Source organism: Streptomyces sp. NPDC028314, from assembly GCF_055565795.1.
Genome location: NZ_JBVHTP010000005.1, coordinates 424,885 through 446,208, shown reverse-complemented (window position 1 = coordinate 446,208; position 21,324 = coordinate 424,885). Strand labels below are relative to the sequence as shown.

The 21,324-nt window shown below is 74.6% G+C and carries 18 protein-coding genes; 6 read left to right on the top strand and 12 right to left on the bottom strand.

Annotated features, from left to right (window positions below; translation table 11 throughout):
• Positions 1-210: 210 nt before the first annotated feature.
• Both ACZ4TG_RS15475 and ACZ4TG_RS15470 read right to left on the bottom strand, forming a co-directional pair.
• Positions 211-564, bottom strand: a complete 354-nt coding sequence (locus tag ACZ4TG_RS15475) for a hypothetical protein (RefSeq protein ID WP_468162688.1) — start codon at positions 562-564, stop codon at positions 211-213.
• Positions 564-953 carry a DUF6325 family protein gene (locus ACZ4TG_RS15470; protein WP_468162687.1) on the bottom strand — a complete coding sequence of 130 codons (390 nt, stop codon included), beginning with the start codon at positions 951-953 and terminating at the stop codon, positions 564-566. The genes ACZ4TG_RS15475 and ACZ4TG_RS15470 overlap by 1 nt, the downstream gene beginning before the upstream one ends.
• A 105-nt stretch (positions 954-1,058) precedes the next feature.
• Between ACZ4TG_RS15470 and ACZ4TG_RS15465 the strand changes: the two genes are divergently transcribed.
• Positions 1,059-2,429, top strand: coding sequence for an FtsW/RodA/SpoVE family cell cycle protein (locus ACZ4TG_RS15465; protein WP_468162685.1), 1,371 nt, complete (start codon positions 1,059-1,061; stop codon positions 2,427-2,429).
• Positions 2,426-3,889 (top strand): penicillin-binding transpeptidase domain-containing protein, encoded by a 1,464-nt coding sequence (locus ACZ4TG_RS15460; protein ID WP_468162683.1) that lies wholly within the window; start codon positions 2,426-2,428, stop codon positions 3,887-3,889. The genes ACZ4TG_RS15465 and ACZ4TG_RS15460 overlap by 4 nt, the downstream gene beginning before the upstream one ends.
• A 102-nt stretch (positions 3,890-3,991) precedes the next feature.
• Here the strand turns inward: ACZ4TG_RS15460 and ACZ4TG_RS15455 are convergent, their stop codons facing one another.
• Positions 3,992-5,197 (bottom strand): FAD-dependent monooxygenase, encoded by a 1,206-nt coding sequence (locus ACZ4TG_RS15455; RefSeq protein ID WP_468162736.1) that lies wholly within the window; start codon positions 5,195-5,197, stop codon positions 3,992-3,994.
• A gap of 270 nt (positions 5,198-5,467) precedes the next feature.
• On the opposite strand from ACZ4TG_RS15455, the gene ACZ4TG_RS15450 reads away from it, so the two are divergent.
• From ACZ4TG_RS15450 to ACZ4TG_RS15440, 3 genes are all read left to right on the top strand, one after another.
• Positions 5,468-6,433 (top strand): ABC transporter ATP-binding protein, encoded by a 966-nt coding sequence (locus ACZ4TG_RS15450; RefSeq protein ID WP_468162681.1) that lies wholly within the window; start codon positions 5,468-5,470, stop codon positions 6,431-6,433.
• The gene (locus tag ACZ4TG_RS15445) at positions 6,430-7,251 is read left to right on the top strand and encodes an ABC transporter permease (protein ID WP_468162679.1); all 822 of its coding nucleotides are present in this window, start codon (positions 6,430-6,432) and stop codon (positions 7,249-7,251) included. The genes ACZ4TG_RS15450 and ACZ4TG_RS15445 overlap by 4 nt, the downstream gene beginning before the upstream one ends.
• Positions 7,252-7,361: 110 nt before the next feature.
• Complete coding sequence (locus ACZ4TG_RS15440) at positions 7,362-7,922, top strand: YceI family protein (RefSeq protein WP_468162677.1); 561 nt, start codon at positions 7,362-7,364, stop codon at positions 7,920-7,922.
• A 131-nt stretch (positions 7,923-8,053) separates the two neighbouring features.
• Here the strand turns inward: ACZ4TG_RS15440 and ACZ4TG_RS15435 are convergent, their stop codons facing one another.
• The 6 genes from ACZ4TG_RS15435 to ACZ4TG_RS15410 all read right to left on the bottom strand — a co-directional run bounded on the left by ACZ4TG_RS15435 (position 8,054) and on the right by ACZ4TG_RS15410 (position 18,141).
• Entirely contained in the window at positions 8,054-9,100 is a 1,047-nt protein-coding gene (locus ACZ4TG_RS15435) for a thiopeptide-type bacteriocin biosynthesis protein (RefSeq protein WP_468162675.1), read from the bottom strand.
• Between the two features lie 14 nt (positions 9,101-9,114).
• Complete coding sequence (locus tag ACZ4TG_RS15430) at positions 9,115-10,647, bottom strand: nitroreductase family protein (RefSeq protein WP_468162673.1); 1,533 nt, start codon at positions 10,645-10,647, stop codon at positions 9,115-9,117.
• Positions 10,648-10,789: 142 nt separating this feature from the next.
• The gene (locus ACZ4TG_RS15425) at positions 10,790-12,727 is read right to left on the bottom strand and encodes a TOMM precursor leader peptide-binding protein (RefSeq protein ID WP_468162671.1); all 1,938 of its coding nucleotides are present in this window, start codon (positions 12,725-12,727) and stop codon (positions 10,790-10,792) included.
• Entirely contained in the window at positions 12,717-14,408 is a 1,692-nt protein-coding gene (locus tag ACZ4TG_RS15420; RefSeq protein ID WP_468162669.1) for a hypothetical protein, read from the bottom strand. The genes ACZ4TG_RS15425 and ACZ4TG_RS15420 overlap by 11 nt, the downstream gene beginning before the upstream one ends.
• A complete protein-coding gene (locus ACZ4TG_RS15415) occupies positions 14,408-16,969 on the bottom strand; it encodes a lantibiotic dehydratase (RefSeq protein WP_468162667.1) in 2,562 nt (853 codons plus the stop codon). Before ACZ4TG_RS15415 ends, ACZ4TG_RS15420 begins: the two co-directional genes overlap by 1 nt.
• The gene (locus tag ACZ4TG_RS15410) at positions 16,966-18,141 is read right to left on the bottom strand and encodes a hypothetical protein (RefSeq protein ID WP_468162665.1); all 1,176 of its coding nucleotides are present in this window, start codon (positions 18,139-18,141) and stop codon (positions 16,966-16,968) included. The genes ACZ4TG_RS15415 and ACZ4TG_RS15410 overlap by 4 nt, the downstream gene beginning before the upstream one ends.
• Positions 18,142-18,232: 91 nt before the next feature.
• Between ACZ4TG_RS15410 and ACZ4TG_RS15405 the strand changes: the two genes are divergently transcribed.
• Positions 18,233-18,799 (top strand): hypothetical protein, encoded by a 567-nt coding sequence (locus ACZ4TG_RS15405; protein ID WP_468162663.1) that lies wholly within the window; start codon positions 18,233-18,235, stop codon positions 18,797-18,799.
• Positions 18,800-18,949: 150 nt separating this feature from the next.
• Here ACZ4TG_RS15405 and ACZ4TG_RS15400 read toward each other — a convergent pair whose 3' ends face one another.
• From ACZ4TG_RS15400 to ACZ4TG_RS15390, 3 genes are all read right to left on the bottom strand, one after another.
• On the bottom strand, positions 18,950-19,117 hold the full coding sequence (locus ACZ4TG_RS15400) for a thiazolylpeptide-type bacteriocin (protein WP_334594558.1): 168 nt from the start codon (positions 19,115-19,117) through the stop codon (positions 18,950-18,952).
• 34 nt (positions 19,118-19,151) lie between these two features.
• Positions 19,152-19,328, bottom strand: coding sequence for a thiazolylpeptide-type bacteriocin (locus ACZ4TG_RS15395; protein WP_468162661.1), 177 nt, complete (start codon positions 19,326-19,328; stop codon positions 19,152-19,154).
• A 271-nt stretch (positions 19,329-19,599) separates the two neighbouring features.
• Positions 19,600-21,111, bottom strand: a complete 1,512-nt coding sequence (locus ACZ4TG_RS15390; protein ID WP_468162659.1) for a SagB/ThcOx family dehydrogenase — start codon at positions 21,109-21,111, stop codon at positions 19,600-19,602.
• Positions 21,112-21,324: the final 213 nt, after the last annotated feature.

Here is a 21,324-nt window from a genome sequence, read left to right as displayed (position 1 = left end):
GCCCCGGACGACACCCCACCCCGGACCCGGCACCGACCCACCACCCCAGCCCCGCCGGCGCTTGAGGCGACACGCAGCAGCCGAGCTGCAAACCGGCCCGGCAGGGGGCAGCCCAAGCCCCGACCAACGCCCGGCCAGGGCAACGGCCGAGCTGCAAACCAACCCGGCCCGGCAGGGGGCACCCCGAACCCGTCAAACGCCCGGCCAGGGCTAAGGGTGTAGGAGGCGGGCCTTGGCCGCCGTGAACTCCTCCGGGGTCAGTGCGCCCTCGCGGGCCAGGGTGGCCAGTTGGGTCAGCTCCGACGCGAGGCCGCCCGCCGCCGGCTCTGCCGTGGGGGCCGGTTCCGTCGGCTCGGCCTCCGGCGGCGGCGCGAACTTCAGGGGGCCCGGCGCCGGCTCCGACGGCTCCGGCCCGGCCTCGGGCTCCCCCGACTCCCATTCCCGCTCCGGCCCCGCCGCCACCGGCTCCGCCCCCACCGCCCGCGAGAGCAACCCCCGCAGGAGCGGCCGTCCCGCCGGCCGGTTCGCCCGGGCCACCGTCGTACCCACCGGTCTGATGAACATCAGAGCGCCCCCACCCGCTCCGCCGGGATCCGGACCGAGCCCACGATCCGCCCGCCCGCGGCCCGTACGGCGATCGCCGCGTCCTCGGCCCACACGTGCTCGACCACCAGCAGCAGCGCGCAGCTCCCGCGGTCCAGGAGTTCCGTCGCCTCGCGGACGTCCTCCGGCCCGATCAGCCGGGCCGCCTCCCGGTGCGCCAGCAGGCCCTGGAGCTCCACGAACTCGTCGAACTCGGCCGCCATGACCTCCCCGGACGCCGTCCGCGTCGTCACGAGGCCGTCGATCAGCCGTACCACCCCCGACTTCCGCAGTCCCATCACGGCCTCGACCGCCGGGACGCGCAGTTGTTCCTCCGGGAAGGCCAGGACGATGAACTCCACAGGTCCCATGGGGCGAGACTCCTGATTCCGATGGATCTGACCGTTTATGACGACTCTTCGGCACTCTATGACATAAGCGGACATACAGCCCGCCCCCTTGCTACGTTTCCCCGTATGACCGCTCTGACGGCGAGGGTGGCGGAGCCCGCCCCGCCCCCACCCCCCGACGCGCGCGCCGCAAAGCGCCGCGGCGTCGAGCTCACGCTGCTCGCCGGCGCGGTCCTGGTCTCCGTACTCGGGCACCTCTACGTCGGCCTCGCGACCACCGGCCGCCTCCCCGGCGGCACCGGCCGCTACGCCGCCGGACTCTGCGGAGCCGCCCTGTTCGCGCATCTGGCGGTCCGGCTCCGGGCCCCGTACGCCGACCCGCTCGTGCTGCCGATCGCGTTCCTGCTCAACGGCCTCGGGCTGGTGCTGATCAGGCGGCTCGACCTGACCACCCCCGGCCATCTGACCGCGGGCGAGCAGCTGCGCTGGTCGGCCCTGGGCGTGGTGCTGTTCGTACTCGCCGTCGTGCTGCTGCGCGACCACCGGGCGCTCCAGCGCTACGCGTACCTGTCCGTCGCCGCGGCCCTCGTGCTGATGCTGGTGCCCGTCTTCTTCCCGGCCGTCAACGGGGCCCACATCTGGATCCGGTTCGCCGGACTCTCCTTCCAGCCGGGGGAGTTCGCCAAGATCCTGCTCGCCGTCTTCTTCGCCTCCTACCTCGCCGCGAACCGCACCGCCCTCGCCCTGGGCGGCCGCCGGCTGTTCTGGAAGCTCAAGCTCCTGCCCGGCCGGGTCCTCGGCCCGATCCTCACGATCTGGCTGCTCAGCGTCGGGGTGCTGGTGCTGGAACGGGACCTGGGGACCTCGCTGCTCTTCTTCGGCCTCTTCGTGATCATGCTGTTCACGGCCACCGGCCGGATGGGCTGGATCGCGATCGGGCTGCTGCTGGCCGCCGTCGGCGCGTACGCGGTCGGGACGTTCGAGCCGCACGTGAACAGCCGCGTGGACGACTGGCTGAATCCTTTCGCCTCCATCGACCGGGGCGAGGGCCCCGGCCAGCTCGCCCAGTCCCTCTTCGCCTTCGGCGCCGGCGGCCTCCTCGGCGCGGGCCTCGGCCACGGCCAGTCCTTCCTCATCGGCTTCGCCGCCAAGTCGGACTTCATCCTCGCCACCGCCGGCGAGGAGCTCGGGCTGGTCGGCCTCACCGCGATCCTGCTGCTCTACGGGCTCCTCGTGGACCGCGGCTTCCGCGCCGGGCTCGCCCTGCGCGACCCCTTCGGCCGGCTGCTCGCCACCGGACTCGCCTCGATCCTCGCGCTCCAGGTGTTCGTCATCGCGGGCGGAGTCACCGGGCTGATCCCGCTCACCGGCATGGCCATGCCCTTCCTGGCGCAGGGCGGCTCCTCCGTCGTCACCAACTGGATCATCGTCGCCCTGCTGATCCGGCTCAGCGACAGCGCCCGCAGACCCCGCCCGGCCGAAGGGGACGCGCCGTGATCCGCTACATCCGCTGGTGCGCGTACTTCTGTGCGGCCCTGCTCGTCGCCCTGCTGCTGAACGTGGCCCGGGTGCAGGTCTGGGAAGCCGCGGCCTACGGGGCGAACCCCGCCAACAAGCGCCCCGCCATCGAGCGCTACGCCGAACCGCGCGGGGACATCCTCGTCGACGGCCGGCCCGTCACCGGCTCCCGCGACAGCGGTCAGCTGCTGCGCTACGAGCGGACGTACCGCAACGGCCCGCTCTACGCGCCGGTCACCGGTTTCTCCTCCCAGACGTACGGGACCAGCTTCGTGGAGCGGGCCGAGGACGCCGTCCTCGCGGGCACCGACCCGGGGCTCTCGGCCTTCCCGCTCTGGTACGACCTGGCCCGCGGCCGCCCCGGCGGCGGGAACGCCGAGACCACCATCCGGGCCGCCCTCCAGACGGCCGCGTACACCGGGCTGGCCGGCAAGCGCGGCGCGGTCGCCGCCGTGGAGCCGGCCACCGGCAAGATCCTCGCCCTGGTCAGCAGCCCCTCCTACGACCCGGCGGTGCTCTCCGGCACCGGCGCGCGGGTCAAGGAGGCCTGGGCGCGCCTGAACGCGGACCCCGCCAAGCCGATGCTCAACCGGGCGCTGCGCGAGACGTACCCGCCCGGCTCCACCTTCAAGATCGTGACGGCGGCGGCCGCCCTCGAAGCCGGAGTGGTCACCGATGTGGACGCGCCCACGGAGACCCCCGACCCGTACCCGCTGCCGGGGACGAGCACCCTGCTGCCGAACGCGGGCACCGGCTGCGCCGACGCCTCGATGGCGGAGGCCGTCCAGTGGTCGTGCAACACGGTGATGGCGAAGATCGGCGTACAGGTCGGGCTGCAGGCGATGGTGCGCACGGCCCAGCGCTTCGGCTTCAACGACGACGCGCTGCGGGTGCCGTCCTGGGTCTCGCGCTCGGACTTCGACACCGACATGAGCCCGGACCAGCTGGCCCTGTCCTCGATCGGGCAGTTCAACACCAAGGCGACCCCGCTCCAGATGGCGATGGTGGCGGCGGCGGTCGCCAACGGCGGGGAGCTCAAGTCCCCGTACCTGGTGGACCGTACGACCCAGGACGACGGGGACCTGGTCCGGCGCGGCGAGCAGCACACCCTGGGAAGGGCGATGAGCCCGGCCACGGCGCTGCGGATGCAGGAGCTGATGGTCAAGGTGGTGGAGAACGGCACGGGCCGCAACGCGGCGATCCCGGGCGCGACGGTCGGCGGCAAGACGGGCACCGCACAGCACGGCGTGGGCAACGCGGGAACCCCGTACGCCTGGTTCATCTCCTGGGCCAGGGCCGAGGACGCTCCGTTGCCGGCGGTGGCGGTCGCGGTGGTGGTCGAGGACGCGGCGGCGCGCCGCGGGGACATCAGCGGCAACAGCGCGGCGGCCCCGATCGCGCGGGCGGTGATGCGGGCGGCGCTCGACGGCGGGAAGTAGCCGGCCGGGTACCCGCGGGTGAGCGCCCCAAGGTGGCCGAAGCCGAGGAGCGCTTGCCTCACCTGCGTGGGTGGCGGACCGAGCGGACCGCCCGGCCCGGCCCTAGACGCCGGCCAGTACGCTGCGGCCCGTCTCGTGCGCGTACAGGGTCGTGCGGTCGCGCAGGGACGCGCCCACCGCCATCCGGGCGTCGCGCCGCCGCTGGGCCGGTCCGTCGGGCAGGTGCAGGAAGTCCGCGTTGCCGCGCGAGGCCCGCTGGATCTCGGCGGTACGCGGGATGCGCAGGGCCTCGTACCGGGCCAGCCGCTCGGCGACCGTGGCGTGCGACTCCTGCGTCAGGCAGGCCGCGAGGTCCATCGCGTCCTCGATCGCCTGGTTCGCGCCCTGGGCCATGAACGGCAGCATCGGGTGCGCCGCGTCCCCCAGCAGGGTGATGTGGGAGGTCGACCACTGGCGCAGCGGACCCCGGTCGTGCAGGGCCCACTGGTGGAGCTCCTCCACGTTGCGGGCGATGTCCGAGACCAGCCCGGTCCAGCCGCCGAAGGCCCGTACGAGATCGGCCGGATCGGCCGGGGCCGACCAGGACTCGTGCGGGGCGTCCGGCATCGGGACGGTCGCGGCGAAGCTGATCTGCCGGCCGCCGTCGACGGGATAGCAGACGAAGTGCCCGCCCGGGCCGAGCCACAGCCGCACCAGGGCATCACGGGCCTCCGACGGCAGCTTCTCCACCGGTACGAGACCCCGGTAGATGCCCAGACCGGAGAAGACCGGGTCGTCCTTGCGCAGTACCTCCCGCACCGTCGAGTGGATCCCGTCCGCGCCCACCAGTACGCCCGCGGTGCGGACCGTACCGTCGGCGAAGGACAGCCGGGCACCGTCCCGGGTCTGCTCCACCGAGTCCAGCCGGGACCTCAGCCGGACCCGGTCCCGGTCGCCCAGCGAGAGCAGCGCCTCGTGCAGGTGCGCCCGGTGGATGGTCCGGTACGGGGCCCCGAAGAGCCGCTCGCACTCCTCGCCCAGCGGCGTCCGGGCGATCGGGCGCCCGGTCCAGCCGCGCACCTCCATCGCCTCGATCCGCACGCCCCACTCGCTCAGCGCGGGCCCCAGACCCAGCCGGGCCAGCGGCCGCAAGGCGTTGGGGGAGAGCTGTACTCCCGCACCCACCTCGGCGAACCGGTCGGCCTGCTCGTAGACCGTGTACGGCGTGCCGGTCGCGGCCAGTGCGCCCGCGAGCGCCAGACCACCGATCCCGGCACCCACCACGGTGATCTGCTGCCGTTCCTCTTCGGCGTCCTCGCCGACCTCCATGAACCGCACGTCTCCGACCGCCCTTCCTCTGCCACGATCTGCCGGCCTGTTCCGGGTTCGAGCTTGGGTGTCCCCCACCCCGGCTGCAATGTCAGGTCACCCGTCACCTGACAACTGTCGTGACTTCCGTGACCTCCGTCATCCGGGCGGCCTGCGGAGCCGGTCGTACCGCTTGTCCGCCCCTAACGTCGGTGGAGCGCCCGGGAGTTCGGTTCTGCGGGCGGTCCAACGACCCGGGAGGATCACAGTGAGGCAACCGGAGGAGCCGCGATGACCGCGGTGGCCGTAGAGGGCCTGCGCAAGAAATACGGTGACCACGAAGCCGTCCGCGGCGTGGACTTCACCGTGCAGGAGGGCGAGATCTTCGCCCTGCTCGGCCCGAACGGGGCGGGCAAGACCACCACGCTGGAGATCCTGGAAGGCTTCCGGCAGCGTGACGAGGGCCGGGTCGAGGTGCTCGGCCGCGACCCCGGCACCAAGGACGGCGGCCGCTACCTGCGCGGCCAGATCGGCCTGGTGCTGCAGGACATCGCCGTCGAGCCGTACCTGTCGGTGCGCGAGACGGTCGCCCGCAACGCCGGCTACTACCCGGCCCCGCGCGACGTCGACGAGGTCCTCGACCTCGTCGGCCTCGACGAGAAGCGCGGCGCCAAGGTCAAGGACCTGTCCGGCGGCCAGAAGCGCCGCCTCGACCTGGCACTCGGCGTCATCGGCAACCCGCAGCTGCTGTTCCTGGACGAGCCGACCACCGGCTTCGACCCGAACGCCCGCCGCGGCGCCTGGGACGTCGTGCGCAACCTGCGCGACGCCGGCACCACCATCGTGCTGACCACGCACTACATGGACGAGGCCCAGGCGCTCGCCGACTCGGTCGTCGTCGTCGCGGCCGGCCAGGTCGTGGCCTCGGGCACCCCCGAGACCCTCGGCGGACGCGACAGCGCCCTCGCCCGGATCCGCTTCGCGCTGCCGCGCGGCGCCGTCGTCTCCGACGTGCCCGTACCGGTGACCGACGCGGGCGAGGGCCTGGTCACGGCGGAGGTCGAAGAGCCCACCGCCGCCCTGTACAAGCTCACCGACTGGGCCCTGCGGCGCGGCACTCCCCTGGAGCGGCTGACCGTCGACCAGCCCACCCTGGAGGACGTCTACCTGGGCCTGACCCGTGAGTACGCGTCCACGGAAGCCTCCTCGCCGTCCTCCGCCCGGACACGGCGCCGGCCGAATCGGAGCCGATCATGACCACCCTGACCCCGACCACGACATCCCGTACCGGGGGCCGCCCGGCCGCGGCGGGCGGAGAGCGGGGCACCCTCGCCCTGCTCTGGCACCAGATCCGCTTCGAGCAGCTGTCCTTCTGGCGCAACCCGCAGTCGATGGTGTTCACCTTCGTCCTGCCCATCGTCATCATCGGCATCTTCGGCGCGGTCTTCAGCGGCGGCGAGGGCGAGACCTTCTTCTTCGGCCTGTCGGGCATGCAGTACTACACCCCGACCATCGCCGCGGTCTCGGTACTGGGCGCCTGCTACGGCCAGCTCGCGATCGTGCTGGCCATGCGCCGCCAGACCGGCATCCTCAAGCGGCTGCACGCCACACCGCTGCCGGCCTGGGTGTACTTCGCCGGACTCCTCGTGCACTGCGTCGTCGTCTCCGTGATCGACGTGGCGCTGGTCATCGGCATCGGCTCGCTGTACGGCGTGACGCTGCCGACGGCCTGGGCGGTCGTCATCCTCACCCTGGTGCTGGGCGCGGCGAGCTTCTGCGCGCTGGGCGTGGGCGTCGCCTCGCTCATCAAGAACTCCGAAGCCGCCCCGGCGGTGGTGCAGTTCATCCAGTTCCCGCTCGTCTTCATCTCGGGCAGCTACTTCCCGATCCACTCCGAGGTGCTGAACAAGATCGCGGGCCTGCTGCCCGTCAAGCCGTTCAACGACGCCATGCTCGCGCCGTTCACCGGTGACGGCAGCTTCCACTGGAAGGAACTGGCCGTCCTGGCGGCCTGGGGCGTCATCGGCGCCCTGATCGCGGTCCGCAGCTTCCGCTGGGACCCCCGCCCGGAGTAGCGCCGGCCGGGCACCGGACCGTACGGCGTGCACGTCCTCGGGGGGCCTCGACGATGAGGCCCCCTCGACGTGCCGCGACCCCGTGAGACCTCTCCCGGAAGGAACCCCTCATGTCCTCCTCCCTCTCCTCGTCCCCCGTCACCGCCCCACCGTCCCCGGGCGAACTGGCCGGCCTCTGGGACATCGACACCGAAGCCAGCACCGTCGAGTTCCGCGCCCGGCACTTCTTCCTGCTGCCGGTCTCCGGCCGGATCCCGGTCAGCGCCGGCGCCGTACAGCTCGACGAGAGCGGCACGCTGCGGGGCCTCGACATCTCCCTGGCCGCCGCCGACTTCAACACCGGCAACCCCGGCCGGGACCGCCAGGTCACCGGCGCCGGCTTCCTCGACGCCGAGCGCCACCCCGTGCTCCGGTTCACCGGCGACCGCCTGAACGGCGGCGGCACGGCGGGCTGGACCGTGGAGGGCCGGCTCACCGTCAAGGGCAGCAGCGTTCCGCTGACCCTGGACGTGGACCCCGCGGGCATCGAGCCCAAGGCCGGCGGGGCGCGGGTCGTCGTACGCGCCACCGCGGAGGTCGACCGGCACGCGCTCGGCGTGAGCGCGATGCGCGGCATGGTCGGACCCCGACTGCGCGTGCGCGTCACCGCCGTCTTCGTCCGCGGCCTCTAGAGCCCGCAATCCCGCCGCCGCCGCACCGCCGGTACACCGAAGGCGCCGCTCCACCGCCGGTACACCGAAGGCCCGGCCGGAGAGTCTCCGGCCGGGCCTCGGCGTTGCCCCCACCCGTGCGCGCGGTGGTCTCAGCCCGCGGGCGCCGACTGCGCGACCGTACCCGCCGGGGCGGGGAAGGCGTGCGCGAGCCAGGCGTACGTACGCAGCTCCTCCAGCATGCTCAGCCCCAGCCGGTTGTGCAGCATGTGCGTGTGCGAGGACAGGATCACCCCCGGCGGCACCGGAGAGGCCGCCCGGACCGCGTCCACCAGCACCCCGGCCGCCTCGTGCCAGCCCTCGAACGGGCCGTGCGCCAGCGGGTCCACGGAGCCACCGCCCCCGGCGATCGTGGTGACCGAGTCCAGCAGCCGGTCCGCGTACCCGGCCTGCGCCGCCCAGCCCCGCCAGGCCGCCAGGCCGTGCGCGTAGTACGACGCCCGCTCGGCGGGGCCGCCGAGCGCGGCGGCCGCCGCCATCGTGCCCCGCAGCGCCAGCTGTGCGCGGTGCGCCTCACCGCGCACCCGGGGCACCAGGGCCAGCACGAGCCGGCTCGACGCGTGGAACAGCCGCTCGTTCGCGGGCATCAGCGCGGGACCCCCGTACCGGTCGTACTCGGGCTCGTACCAGGCGGGGTGAACGCCCGGTGCCAGCAGCGCCTGGAGGGAGCGGTTCTCCCCGCTCTCCCCGGCCGTCAGCACACCCGCGCCCGCCCGGAACGCCTCGGCGTCCAGCGGCTCCTCGTCCGGGAACAGCCGGCCCGCCTCGGCGAGCCGCGTGCTCAGCGCCTCCTCGAACTCCGGGAGCTCGTCCGGGGCCAGATCGCCCACCCGCAGCCGCAGGTGCGGGCCGCGCTGCCAGTAGCGGATGAAGAACCAGGGCCGGCCGCCCAGTTCCGCGACCGCCGGTCCCACCGCCTCGGCCAGCACCCGGTCGTGGGCCGACCGGGCGGTGGTGCCCAGGTGCAGGTGCCAGGCCGTCCAGGCCGTGGGCCGCTGCCCGCTCCCGTCCGCCTCCCGGGCCGCCCGCTCCCGGGCCCCGCGCCCGTCGGCCTGCCCGTCGGTCTGCCTGTCGCTCTGCCTGTCGGTCCGTCCGTCGGTCCGTCCGTCGGTCTGGCTGTCGGTCCGCCTGTCCGTCATGTGTCCGGTTCCCTTCACCGTCGCAGGTCGAGCAGCGCGCCACCGGTCTCCTGCGGGACCCCCACGACCGCGGACAGGACGATCGTCTCGTCCTCCTCCAGGCCGAGGACACGCTGCGTGGGTATCTCCTTGAAAGCCCGCACCGGGCGGGCGAACAGCCCCGAGGCCGCCGCCGACAGGCACAGCCCGTGCACCGCCCAGCCGGCCGCGTGCTGCGCCGCGCCCCAGCCCGCAGGACCGAGCCGCGCGAACAGCTCCCGGGGCCGCACCGACAGGAACACCGACATCGGGGCGTTGCGGATGCCGCAGCCGTTGACCGGCGAGACCCCGTAGCCGTACTGCTCCTCCAGCCGCTCGGCGGCCGAGGCGTCCTCCCGTACCGGCCGGGCCACCCCGCCGTCGGCCCGGTGCACCCCGTCGGCCGTGCCCGTGACGCCGTGCGTCACCACCGTGACCCGGACCGACTCGAAGGCCGCGGCGAGATCCGGGCCGGGCGGCGGTACGGAGAGCCAGCGCAGCGCGCTCTCCAGCGCCTCGGCCGGCACCCGCCCGCGCCGCCCCGTCATCCCGTGCAGGGCGCGCGGCATCCGGCCCGAGTGGCGCCGCCAGAGCAGCTCCGCCCAGTCGGGCACCACGGCCGAGCGGGGGAGTCCCGCCGGGATCGCGGAGGTCAGGGGGTGCGGCCGGCCGTCGTACATCTGGCCGCGGTTGACCCATACGAGGTCCTCCAGCGCGGGATCGCTCGCGGCGAGCGCGGCCGGCACCGGGACGGCGTCCGCACACCCGCCCGGGGCCGGCGCCGTGGCGCCCAGCTCCACGGTGAGCGGCAGCGACCACTCCCAGGGCCGCTCGAAGCCGAGTCCGGCCAGCAGCCGGTGCGCGTCCGGGCCGGGCAGCCGCAGCCGGGCCGGCAGCCCGAAGAGCTCCAGGCCGATGCCGAGCGCGCGCAGCACCATGCCGAGCTCGATGGCGACGAGCGAGCTGCGGAACCACTTGTAGGCGGCCGGGATCGCCGTGTAGCGGCCGGTGAGCGCGATCCGCCGGCCCGGACCGGGGGCGGCCGCGCCGGTGAGCGCGTGCAGGTCCGGCTGGAGCAGCCGCCAGGGGCGCGGGCCGCCGCCGTCCACGAAGGCGTGGACGGGGAACAGGCAGCGCGCCGAGGCGTACGGGCGGTGGTCGTTGTACGGGTTCTCCGGCTCGCGGCGCTGCGGCCCGAAGGCCGTCGTCAGCGCGTGCGCCAGCCGCTCGGAGTCCACCACGCCCGCACCCGCCCCGGCCGGCACCTGCGGGTAGGGGAGGGCGGAGAGCAGCCCGGTGGTGCCCAGCGGCAGGACCGTGCGCACCCCGGCCCCGGTCGGCGGCGCGGGCGCCACGTGGGTGTCCGGCGGGTCCTCCGGGGTCCAGGTCCAGCGCGGTGGTTCGGGCCGGTCGGCGCCGGCCCCGTACGCGTACCAGAGCGGCTCGCGCGCGATGGAGTTGTCCCCCTCGGGGCCCGGCAGGTCGACCGGGCAGGGCCGCCGGGTGCGGAGCGGAGTCGTGGGCGTCATCTGCGGGCCTCCAAGAGAACGGGGCCGGGGCCCGGGGGGATCGGGCCCCGGCCCGGCCAGGGGTGGACACGGGATCCGGGCCATCGCAGGACGGCCCGGACCCCGGGGACTCTCGCCGGCCGGCGCGGGCCGGCCGAGGCGGTTACGGGAAGGGGTGCGGGTCGTACGGGACCGGGCGGTCCTCCTGGCCCGTGCCGTGCAGCGCCGCCGTCAGCCGGGGCAGCCCCGTCAGCCGCTGCTGCGCGTGCCCGAAGCACATCGGGAGGATGCCGGGCACCACCGAACGCGCCACGTGGATGCCCGCGTCCGCGTGCTCCCGGCTCGTCTGGTCGACCAGCACGATCTGCTCCAGCCCGGCCCGCGCGAACAGACCCCGGACGAAGTCCAGCGCCCCGCGCACGTCGCCGCCCGACTCCACGGCCAGCTTCTCCGGCCAGCCCGGGAACGCCTCCTCCAGGCTCACCCGGGGTCCGCCGAGCCCGGCGGTCGCCCGCTCCCGCATCTGCGGCAGCGAGTAGAGGCGCACGTGGTCCTCCAGCTCCTGGACCTGCCACGGGTCGTCGATCATCGGCTCGACCTGCTCGCGGGTCCAGTCGACCGGGTTGGTCACCAGCTGCGCGACCTCGCGCAGCGCGCCGCGGATCGCCGACTGCGGATCGGCGCCCGAACCCGCCGACGAGAAGGTCGCCGGGAAGGGGTTCAGCCGGTTGACCGCCAGCACCCACACCACCGGCAGCTCGATGTCCTGGGTGACGACCAGCAGGTGGACGTCGAACCCGCGCGCCTGGATCAGCTCGATCATGGCGCGGCTGGTCGGGTCGGTGATCGAGGACTCCGGGATGTACGGCAGCGGGGCCGCCCGGTACCACGACAGCAGGAACGCGTCCCGCTCCGCGAGCTCGAACAGCGAGTGCAGGGCGGCCTCTTCGAGGTTCGCGCCGACCGCGCAGCCGCTGGAGGACTCGTAGAAGTAGTGCTCGCGCTCGTGCGGACCGACCGCGCGCGCCGCCCGCCGGTCCCGCCGGAACGCGTACTCGTACTGGTAGAAGGCGTGGTCGGCCGGCACCAGCAGGGGCCGCCCGTCCGACAGGTCGTGGCCCCACACCCAGTCCATCGGGGTGTCCTCGGTGAACGGCGTCACCCGCGAGGTGGGGTGGGCCAGCTGCTCCGCCGTGTAGCGGCCCAGCCCGCCCGGGTCCACGGCCCGCTCGCCCAGCTCCCGGAACGAGCGCCCCGTCAGGACCGGGATGTCGTACGGGAACCCGCCGAGCCGCTCGTACGCCTCCAGCACCGCGACCGGCTCGGTCTCGGCGAAGGTCTGCGCCCGGCCGTGCCCCATCGCGGGGGCGTCCGGTACCACGGCCATGCTCATCGCGAACGGCGCGTGGGACTCCCGCAGGATCGCCCGCACCGGCCCGAAGCGGTCGTCGACCAGCCGCTCGCGCAGCACCCCGCGCTCGACCAGCCGGCTCCGCGCCGACCGGGTCGGGTCACCCGCCGAGGCCGGGCGGGAGCGCAGCGCCAGCGGCAGCGGCTGCGCCGCGCCGTCGAGCCCGGCCGCGGTCGGACCGCACACGGGGCAGTGGAAGCTGCGGGAGATCCTCCGGCGCCGGTTGCCCGCCGCCGATACGACGTACAGCTCGCCGGGGGCGAGCGGCCGCTCTGCCAGGTGCTCCAGGGTCGCCCGGAGCAGTTCGGGCAGCAGCGGCGCGGCGGCGCGGGGGGCCTCGGTCGCCCGGCCGAGGTCGCCGACCAGCGGATGGTCCACGACCGTGCGGTCCCGGACCTCGGCGCAGGCCGCGCAGCCGCCGCCCTGGTCCCCGGGCCGCCACAGCGGCCCGACGAGGACCTCGTCGGCGAGGACCCGGACCGACAGCAGGTCCGTGCCGCGCCCGGCGGCGTCCGCCACGCGGTCGCGTTCCCAGGCGAGGTCCCAGCCGCGGTTGACGGCCACCGAGGCGCCGGTGACCCCGGCCAGATTCGCCACCACCGTGCGCCAGTCCCCGTCCGGGGCGTCGTACGCCGAGTCCGTGCCCGGCCCGAAGGCCGTACGCGTCTGCGGGGTGAGGTCAGCCGGCATCACGGGCCTCCTGCGGGGGTGCGGCGGTCACGGCCTCGACCGCGCCGTGCCAGAGGGGGAGCGGGCCGAGCACCGGGTCGGTGCGTTCGGCCAGGCCGCGGTAGCCGGTGCCGGCCCGCGCGGCGCGGGCGCTGAGCTGCTCGCGCAGCCGCCCGGTGACGGCGGCGTCCGCGAACAGCAGGGCGTCGGTGGAGAGTTCGGCGACCGTGCCGCAGCCGCCCGCCTGGACCCGGGCGAGCGCCGTGCACAGGGCCGTGCGGACGGCCTCCTCGGCGGTGGCGCCCCAGCCCCGGCCCAGCGGCACACCGCCCAGGGTCACCCGGGCGAGCCGCCAGTCCAGCTCCGGCAGCCGCAGTACCGCAACCTCCGGATCGCGCCCGGCGGCCCGCAGACCCGCCAGGATCCGCGCGCCCTCCGGGTCGAGGGGCGCCTCGGGCTCCTGCTCCAGCGCCGGATCGCCGGCGAGGATGCGCAGGGCCCCGTCGAGCAGCCAGTGCTCCTCGGTCAGACCGGCCGCGGGAGTCCCGGGCCGGGCCGCCCGGGCCCGCAGGGCCGCCAGCGCCGCGGCCACGGTCGCGGTCTCCTGGTGCGCGGCCCAGCCCACCACCGCGCCGCGGTGCCCGGCCCGGTGCTCCGCCGCCCGCAGCGCGAGCGGCATCTGCGGCAGGTCCTCGCCGGCCGCAGAGGCGAACAGCCCGGTCCAGCGGCGCGCGACGGCCCCGGCGGCCTCCAGGGCCTCCTCGGCGTCGGGCGCGGGCTCGGCGGGGACGTCGTCGAGGGTGCTCGGCCGGCCGGTCGCGGCCGCCAGGTGAAGAGCCCCGTCGACGGCCACCGGGTCGGTGGCCAGATCGGCGCCGTGCACGACGTGGCCCGTACCGGGCTCCGCCGTGCCGGTCAGGGAGTCGAACAGCAACTGCCCCGCCAGCGCCCCCGCGAGGGCGTCCGCCACCGGCCGCGGGGCCGGGTCGGTGGCCTCCGCCTCGGCCCAGGCCAGCGCCCGGTCCCGGAAGGCGGCCCAGGCGCGGTGCCGGCCGGGGCCGGTCAGCACCGGCCCCACCAGGGCGACCCGGCCGCCCAGCAGCACCGTGAGGAGGGGGACGCCGTCCGGCACCGCTGCCGGGTGCTGCGTCACCCCCGTGGTCATCTCCACGACCGCGTCGAGGCCTTCGTACGCTCCCGCGTGCGCGGCCTCGTACGCCGCCAGGGACTCGGCCTCGGTCACCTCGCCCGCCCCGGCCCGGCGCAGCCCGCGGGCCGCCGGGCCGGTGGCCCCGGCCGGACCCGCCAGCAGCACCCGGGCGGCCCGCAGCCGGGCGAACGCCGCGTACGGGTCGTCCAGCGCCGACTCCAGCCGGGCCAGGGCCTCGGGGAACCGCGCCCGTACCCCCGGTGCGGGAGCCGCGACGGTGAAGGAGGCGGGGTCGAGCAGCATGCCGCCTTCCCGCATCTTCCCGATCAGGTGCCGTACGGCGGGACGGGACTTCTCGGTGCCGATCGCGGCGACGAGCTCGTCCTCGCTCGTACCGGACTCCAGCAGCGGCATGCAGCCCTCGGCCACCGCGTGCAGCAGCTCCGAACCGCTCAGGACGAACTGCCCGCGCGGGCCGCTGACGTACACCCCGTTCGGGACGGGCGCGAAGTGCAGGTCGGGCCGGGCGACGAGTGCGGTCACGGGTGTCATCACTGCTCCCCTTCAGGGCCCTGGTAGGTGAACCGGCCGCCGGGCTCGCGGCCGACCTCGACCACCCACTCGGTGGCGTGGGTGCCGTCCTGCACCCCGGGCAGCGCCTCTTCGAGGTAGCAGCCGTCCGCACCGCGCCGCTCCAGCATCCGCGGCAGCACCCGGGTGCCGAGCGCGCTCGCGAGGTCGACGTACTGAGGCTTCTGCTGGAGCCGCTTGGACTGCACGTCGGGGGCGCCCACCGACAGCGGGCCCTCGTCTTCCGGCGCGTTCTTGATGACGACCTCCTCCGGTACTCCGTACCGGGCCCGCCACGCGGTGAGGGCCAGCAGCCGCTCGTGCTCGTCGGGACCGGCCGCGACCGCGGCCTCCAGCTCCTCGCCGCCGTACCAGCGGCGGCGGCCGATCAGTACGTCGCCCACCGCCATCCGGGGCGCGACGCGGGTCGCGGACCGGTCCCAGGGGGTGGCCGCGTGCCAGCTGTTGGGCAGCGAGTTGAACAGCCGGCCGCTGATGACCAGCCCGGACGCCACCGACAGCGGCGGCGGGAACAGACCCGGGTGGCCGGTGCCGAGCGGCAGGACGCGCGTCGGGCGGCCCTCGGGGTCCTCCACGCGCAGGGTGTCGGTGTCCGCGTCGTGGACCAGCCGCAGCGAGAACCAGTCCTCGGGGTGCAGCCCGCCCGGCAGGATCGGCGCGTGCGCGTTGACGTTGAGCCGGTGCAGGCCCAGGTCCTCGGTGACCCGGGCGCCGTCGGCGCCGTACGTCCGCCGCAGCCGGTCGGCGAGCAGCGGCAGGGCCCGGCCGCCGAGGCGGCGGTCCGCGTCGAGGAAGCGGGCGTACAGCATGCCGTGGCCAGGCAGGCCGTCGTTGAGGATCAGGTGTCCGTCGGCCTGCTGGAGCAGCACCCCGTACACGAGCCGGTCCTGGCGGAACCGCTCGGGCAGGGCCGCGGTCAGCTCGCGCACCTCGGCGGGGGAGAAGGCCAGGGTGTCCGCGCCCTCGTCCACCGTCTTCGACAGCCGGGCGTGCACCGCCTCGGTGAGCTCCCGGCGCAGCAGGTACATCCGCTCCAGGGAGCCGTCGGCGGGGCCGATGCCCTTGAGGCCGGACGGGTCGCCCGTGCCGTGCGGCCCGTACACCGCGTCCATCGCGGCGGCCCGGCGGGAGACCTCGCCGACCACGAAGGCGGCGTTCGCGGCGAGCGGCACATCGGCACCGGCCCCGAACCGCTCGACGAAGGCGGCGGTCATCAGGACGCGGACGTCGTGCAGCCAGTCGAAGACGGTGAGCAGCTCCACGGCCGGCCCGAGGTCCGCCAGCGGTTCGTGCCAGCGCTGCGTCGCCACCTTCAGCGGCGGCATGACGAAGTCCTCCTCGACGGTGATCTGCGAGGGCCGGCCGGCGAGGTGGCTGAGCCGGGCCAGCGAGCCGCGCAACTCGCCGAGGACGGCGCCGCGCTGCTCCGCGGGGGCGGCCGCCAGCTTCGGCAGGCCCGCGCGCACCTCGGCGGCGGTCTCGGCCGCCCGCGGGTCGGCGGGGGTGAGCAGCTGCTCGTAGTCCCCGTTGCCGTCCTCGGCCTCGTTGAAGGTGCACAGCAGGCCCTGGCCCACGGCCTGCCGGACCCGGCCTTCGGCCTCGGCCGCCGGCCAGCCGGAGCGTTCGGCGACGTGGGCGACGACCGAGGGGAAGAGCCGCGGGCCCATCGACACCGCGTCCAGGAGGTGCCCGGCGGGTCCGTCCAGCGGGACGGCCATGCGCCGCATGCCCTCGTCGGTCAGCTTGAGGAAGAACAGCTTGCCGGTCTCCGGGTCGGGCGCCGAAGTGGGCGGCAGCCCGATCCACTTGTCGTCCAGGTCGGCCAGTTCGGCCTGCGGGAGGCCGCCGAGCACGTAGCCGAGCATGACGCGGTCCAGGCCCGGGAAGGCCACCGCGCCGGTGAACGGCACGTCGTCCGGCGCGACACCGGCCGGGTCGGGCTCCGCGATGCCCACCGCGGTGAAGCGGGAGAGCGGGCTGGTGCGGACCATCGCCCGCGTCACGTACTGGATGAGACCGCGTTCCGACTTGCGGGTCTTGGAGGTGACCGGCCCGGGAGCAGCCACCGCCGTGCGGTAGCGCTCCGCCTCCTGGTGCACCTCGGGCGCCACCAGCGCCAGCGAGCGCAGCAGGTCGGGGTCGGCGAGCAGCCCGGCGAGACCGGCCCGTTCGCGCTCGGCGGCCTCGGGGTAGCCGGCCACGAGCTCGGCGCGCAGCCGCTCGTGCCGCTCCCGGGCGGCCAGCCAGCGCGTCATGGCGGGGGTCGGGGCGGGCGCGGCCTTGGGGGCGCGTCCGGCCAGGACCGTACGGCGCAGGGAGACCAGTTCGCGCCGCTCGGGGCCCTCCACGGCGCCGATGCGCTCGTACAGCTCGTCGGAGCAGGCGGTGGTCGCGGCGGCCAGTTCGGTGTGCGCCGCCGCGTACTCGGCGAGCAGGGCGCGCTGGGCCGGGTCGCCGATGCGGGCGCGGCGCAGGGGGTTGACGCGGAGGAACCAGAGCGGCTCCTTCAGGGGCTCGGTCATCTGGAGGCTCCGGTTTCCGTGAGGGCGCTGTCGCCGCGGCCGCTGCGGTCCTGCCGCTCCCGGAGCCGCTCCTGCCAGGAGACGCCGAGGACCGCGTCCACGGTCTCGGCGATGGCGAAGCACATGTAGTAGCGCTGCATGGGGGAGACGGTCAGCAGCGGCAGCTGCTCGTAGAAGAGGTTGGTCAGCAGGCGGAAGGCGGCGAACCACTTCGACGGGTCGGCCACCACCCCCGACTCGCCGACGGCCCGGTGGAAGTCGCTGTCGGGCTGCGCGCCCTGCGGGACGGTGGTGACGGCTCCGGGCGGGCCCATCTCGCTCTTGTCCACGCCCGCGGTGACGGAGTCGAGCAGGTCGAGCGTCAGGGTGCCGGCCGCGACCGCGTTCTCCAGCGCGCCCGCGCAGTAGGCGAAGGCCGTGCGCCACTCGGCGGCGGCGGGCGAGACCTCGCCCGACACCCGCTGCTCCACGACGGTGCGCAGCCGCTGCTCCTCCCGCGCGTAGCGCTCCTGGAACACGGGGCGTACGTCCTTGGTGGGAGCGGCCCAGGCCAGGAAGGCCTCGACGTGCGAGCGCGGGGAGAAGACCCCGTACGCGAGGCCGAGGGCATGGGTGTCGGCGAGGGCGGCGAAGGCCTCCGCGAGGCGCACGGTGGCGCTGCGCGGGTCGGCGGCGATGGCCTCGACCATGCTCATCAGGGGTTTGGCGAGGGCGCCGGCGACGACGGTGCGGAAGGGGTCCAGACGCGGCTCGGCCGAGCTCCGGGCGGTGCGCTCGACGCGTTCGACGGCGCCGTGCTCGCGCAGCGGGAGGTACGGCGGAGGGACTGCTTCCAGACGGCCGAATTCACGTGCCTGGACGAGGTACTGCTCCTCGGTCAGCGCCCGCGGCGGGTCCAGCGGCCCCGCGTCGAGCCGCGCAGCGACCTCCGCCCAGTCGGGTCCGGGCACGCCCGGCACCGAGAGCGCGAGGATGTCGACGTACGGCCCGTGCAGCCAGCCGCGCCGCAGCTGAACGGCGGGAGCGCCCTGTGCGACCAGCGCACGGGCGACGGGAACGACGTGGCGGGCCAGCCAGGCCGGCGACACGGGCATCCGGGTATGGAGCCGCACCCCCGTCAGGCCGGTGGAATCCGGCGCCACGGCCGTGCGCTCCGGAGCATCAACCCCCATGGTTTTTCGCACCTTTCGAGTGATCGAAATCGAACGCGAGGCGTGGCTGAAAGAAGCCATAAGGCAGACAAGCCGGTTGTACTCTCGCGCAATGACTTTGGACGCCGTGGACACGGCCGAGTGCGAGGCGCTCACCCAGAACCTGCGCCGCCGCGGGGCGATCGTGCTCGCCTTCTTCGCCCTGGTGTGGGCCTTCGCGGCCGGCTCGGGGATAGCGGCCATGCCCGTGTCCGTGGCGGTCGGGGTGGTGGCGGCCGTACTGACCGCCGTGGCCGTGGTGCTGGCCTTCCGGGGCGCCGCCGGCCCCGCAGTGCGTCAGGTGCGGCTCCCGGAGAAGTGGAACCGCGGTGTCGGACTGGTCAACCTCGCCGAGGTGGTGGCGATCTTCGCCGTCGTCGCCGCGTCGAACGCGGCCGGCCGTCCCGAGCTGATCCCGCCGGGCATCTGCCTGGTGGTCGGCCTGCACTTCTTCCCGCTGGCCCGGCTGTTCGACCAGTGGCAGTACAAGTGGACCGCCTCGCTGCTGACCGCGGTCTCGGTGGCCGGCTTCGCCGTCGCCGCGGCCGGGACCTCGGGGGAGACGGTGCGGATCGTGGTGGGTCTGGGGGCCGCGGTGGTGCTGCTGGGCTCCTCGCTACACGTCGCCGTGCGCGGTTGAGCCCCATCGGCAGCACCGCCTGAGCGGCCTCTGCGACGGGCCCCGTCGGCCCGTCGGGTGTTCCGACCTGTCGAACAAGGATGTACCCATCCGGCCCGTTGGCCGGATGGGCGCGTCCTTTGTTGCTCTCAACCGGTCAGCGGGGACCGGTCAGCAGGCGGAGCAGGTCGAGCTCGAGGACGACGAGGTGCCGATCGAGCCGCTGGATGCGCCCAGTTCCGGGAGGGCCACGCCGTCGGCGACCTCGAGGGTCTCGAGCTGGTCCACGTCGAAGGCGTCGAACGCCGCGTCGTCACCGTTGATGTCGTTGATGCTCATGATGGTGTTCCTTTCGGTCCGGAGAGTGCTTGCGTCAGCAGGCGGAGCAGGTGGAGGACGAGGAGGACGAGGTGCCGATCGAACCGCTGGAGGCACCCAGCTCCGGGAGGGCCACGCCGTCGGCGACCTCAAGGGTCTCCAGCTGGTCCACGTCGAAGCCCTCGAAGGTCTTGTCGGCGTTGTCCGCGTTCTTGATGTCGTCGATGCTCATTTGAATTCCTTTCCGAATTCTCTGAGAACGGGATGCGTTTTGTTTCCCGCTTTTCGCTTTTCTTTGTGCACCCTCTCGGCTGCACAACTAGAGAATGCCCGCCGAATCGGCCGCCGCCAAGGGTTTTCGGCCGTCGCCTGACAGTTGTCACGCCGGCCGTAATCGGCGTCATGGCGCCGCCCCGGCAAGCGGAATGCGAAAGCGCCGCTTTCCCCGCCAGGAGCGGGGGAAAAGCGGCGCTTTCGGGCGGCGCGGGCGCGCGGAAGCCGGCTCAGCGGTCGCCGGCCACGGTCCAGTCGGGGCTGTTGAGCATCTGCCAGCCCTCCCCGGGCTCGCCGGCCACGGAGTCGTCCGGGGCGCGGCTGCCCAGCAGGAAGTCCCCGACGGAGGACTCCCGCAGGTAGTCCAGGCCCAGCACGCGCGCGGACATGTCCGCGTCCCCGTTGCCCAGCCCGCAGGGCGCCAGCCCCATGGCCGTCGCGACCAGGTACATCGTCTGGTAGAGCACGCCCGTGTGCCGCAGGGTCGTGGCGTAGGCGATGCCCCGGTACTTCCACGACATGCGCTGGAAGCGCGCCGTCACCGTGATCAGCACATCCGGCCTGGCCTCCATCCCGGTGGCCCGCGAGGCCACCAGGAACAGCGATTCCCGGTCCGCCTCGGCCGAGTTGACCAGGACCAGCGTGTGCGCCACCGGGTCGTAGTAGTAGCTGCCGGGCGCCAGCCCCGCGCAGCGCCGCACGGTGACGTACAGCTCCAGCTCGTAGCCCTGGCCGCCGCTGGGGTAGGGGCGGGAGATCACCTCGTCGCGCTCGCTCCCCGGCTCGGGGGTGTAGTGGGCGCGCACCCGCTGGACCCGGTACAGGAACTCGCCGAGCTGCTCGGCCGTCATCTCGGCGGCCCCGTACCCGCGGATGGAGCGGCGGGTCTCGACGGCCTCCGTCAGCGAGGGGTCCCGCCGGGCGATCTCCGCCCGGTCCGGCCGGTGCAGGGCCGTCACGGGCCCCTGCGGGACGGGCTTGACGGCCGGCTGGGGGTCGATCTCCCCGCGGTAGGGGTAGACCGCGCCGAAGATGTCGTCGTAGCGCCCCGAGCGGACGCGGGAGTGGAAGAGCAGGTCGTGGAAGTCCCACTGGCGCAGGGTGGGATCGGTGTCCGAGGGGAAGGCGCCCGAGGCGTCCGCGGCCTCCGTCAGGCCCGCCCCCGCCAGGTGCGCGAGCAGGTCGTCGACCTCCTGCGGAGCCAGCGCCGAGCCGTGCCGCAGCGCCTCGGCCGAGCCGGGTGAGCCCAGCGCGGCCACCAGCTCCCGCGCCCCGGGGTCCGTCAGCACCGCCCGGAACTTCACCAGCGGCGACTCCAGTACGAGGACCCCCTCGCGGCTCCGGCAGAAGGCGAAGCGGGACAGCCGCAGCACCGCCCCCGGCGCGGGCGCGGCCGGCTCCAGGCGCGCGTCGCGGGCCACCGGCTCCAGCCGGAGCAGCTCGCGGCGCCCGGCGGCGGGCCCGCGGGTCAGGACGCTGTGCAGCAGGAGGTGGCGCGTACGCCCCAGGAGCTGGTGCACGCCCGCCTGTTCGGCCGGCCCCAGGCCCGCCAGCAGCTCGTCGAGCGGTTCGGGGCCGGCGGCCAGGCGGCTGAGCGCGGTCCGCACGGCTCCGCGTACCGGCCGCAGGACGAGCGTGGTGGCCGGGCCGGTCAGGGTGGCCGTCTCGCCCTCGAAGGCGAGCCGGACGTCCTCGCGGAGCACCGGGGCGGTGCGGGGCGGCGACGGTGTGTCGGTCTGCATTACGGGGTCTCCCGTCGGGGCGGTCCATCGGTGAAATTCGGACACACCACTGTGAAGGCCGCGCGCATATCCCGGCGGGGGCGCCGGAAAACCGGTGACATTCCCCGGCTCATTCGATGACCGAGGTCATGGACTGCCGTGACAGATGCCAGGTGCACCGGTCAAACGCTAGGTGCTCCGAAGGGGGGCACGCATGCTCGGAAGACGAAAACA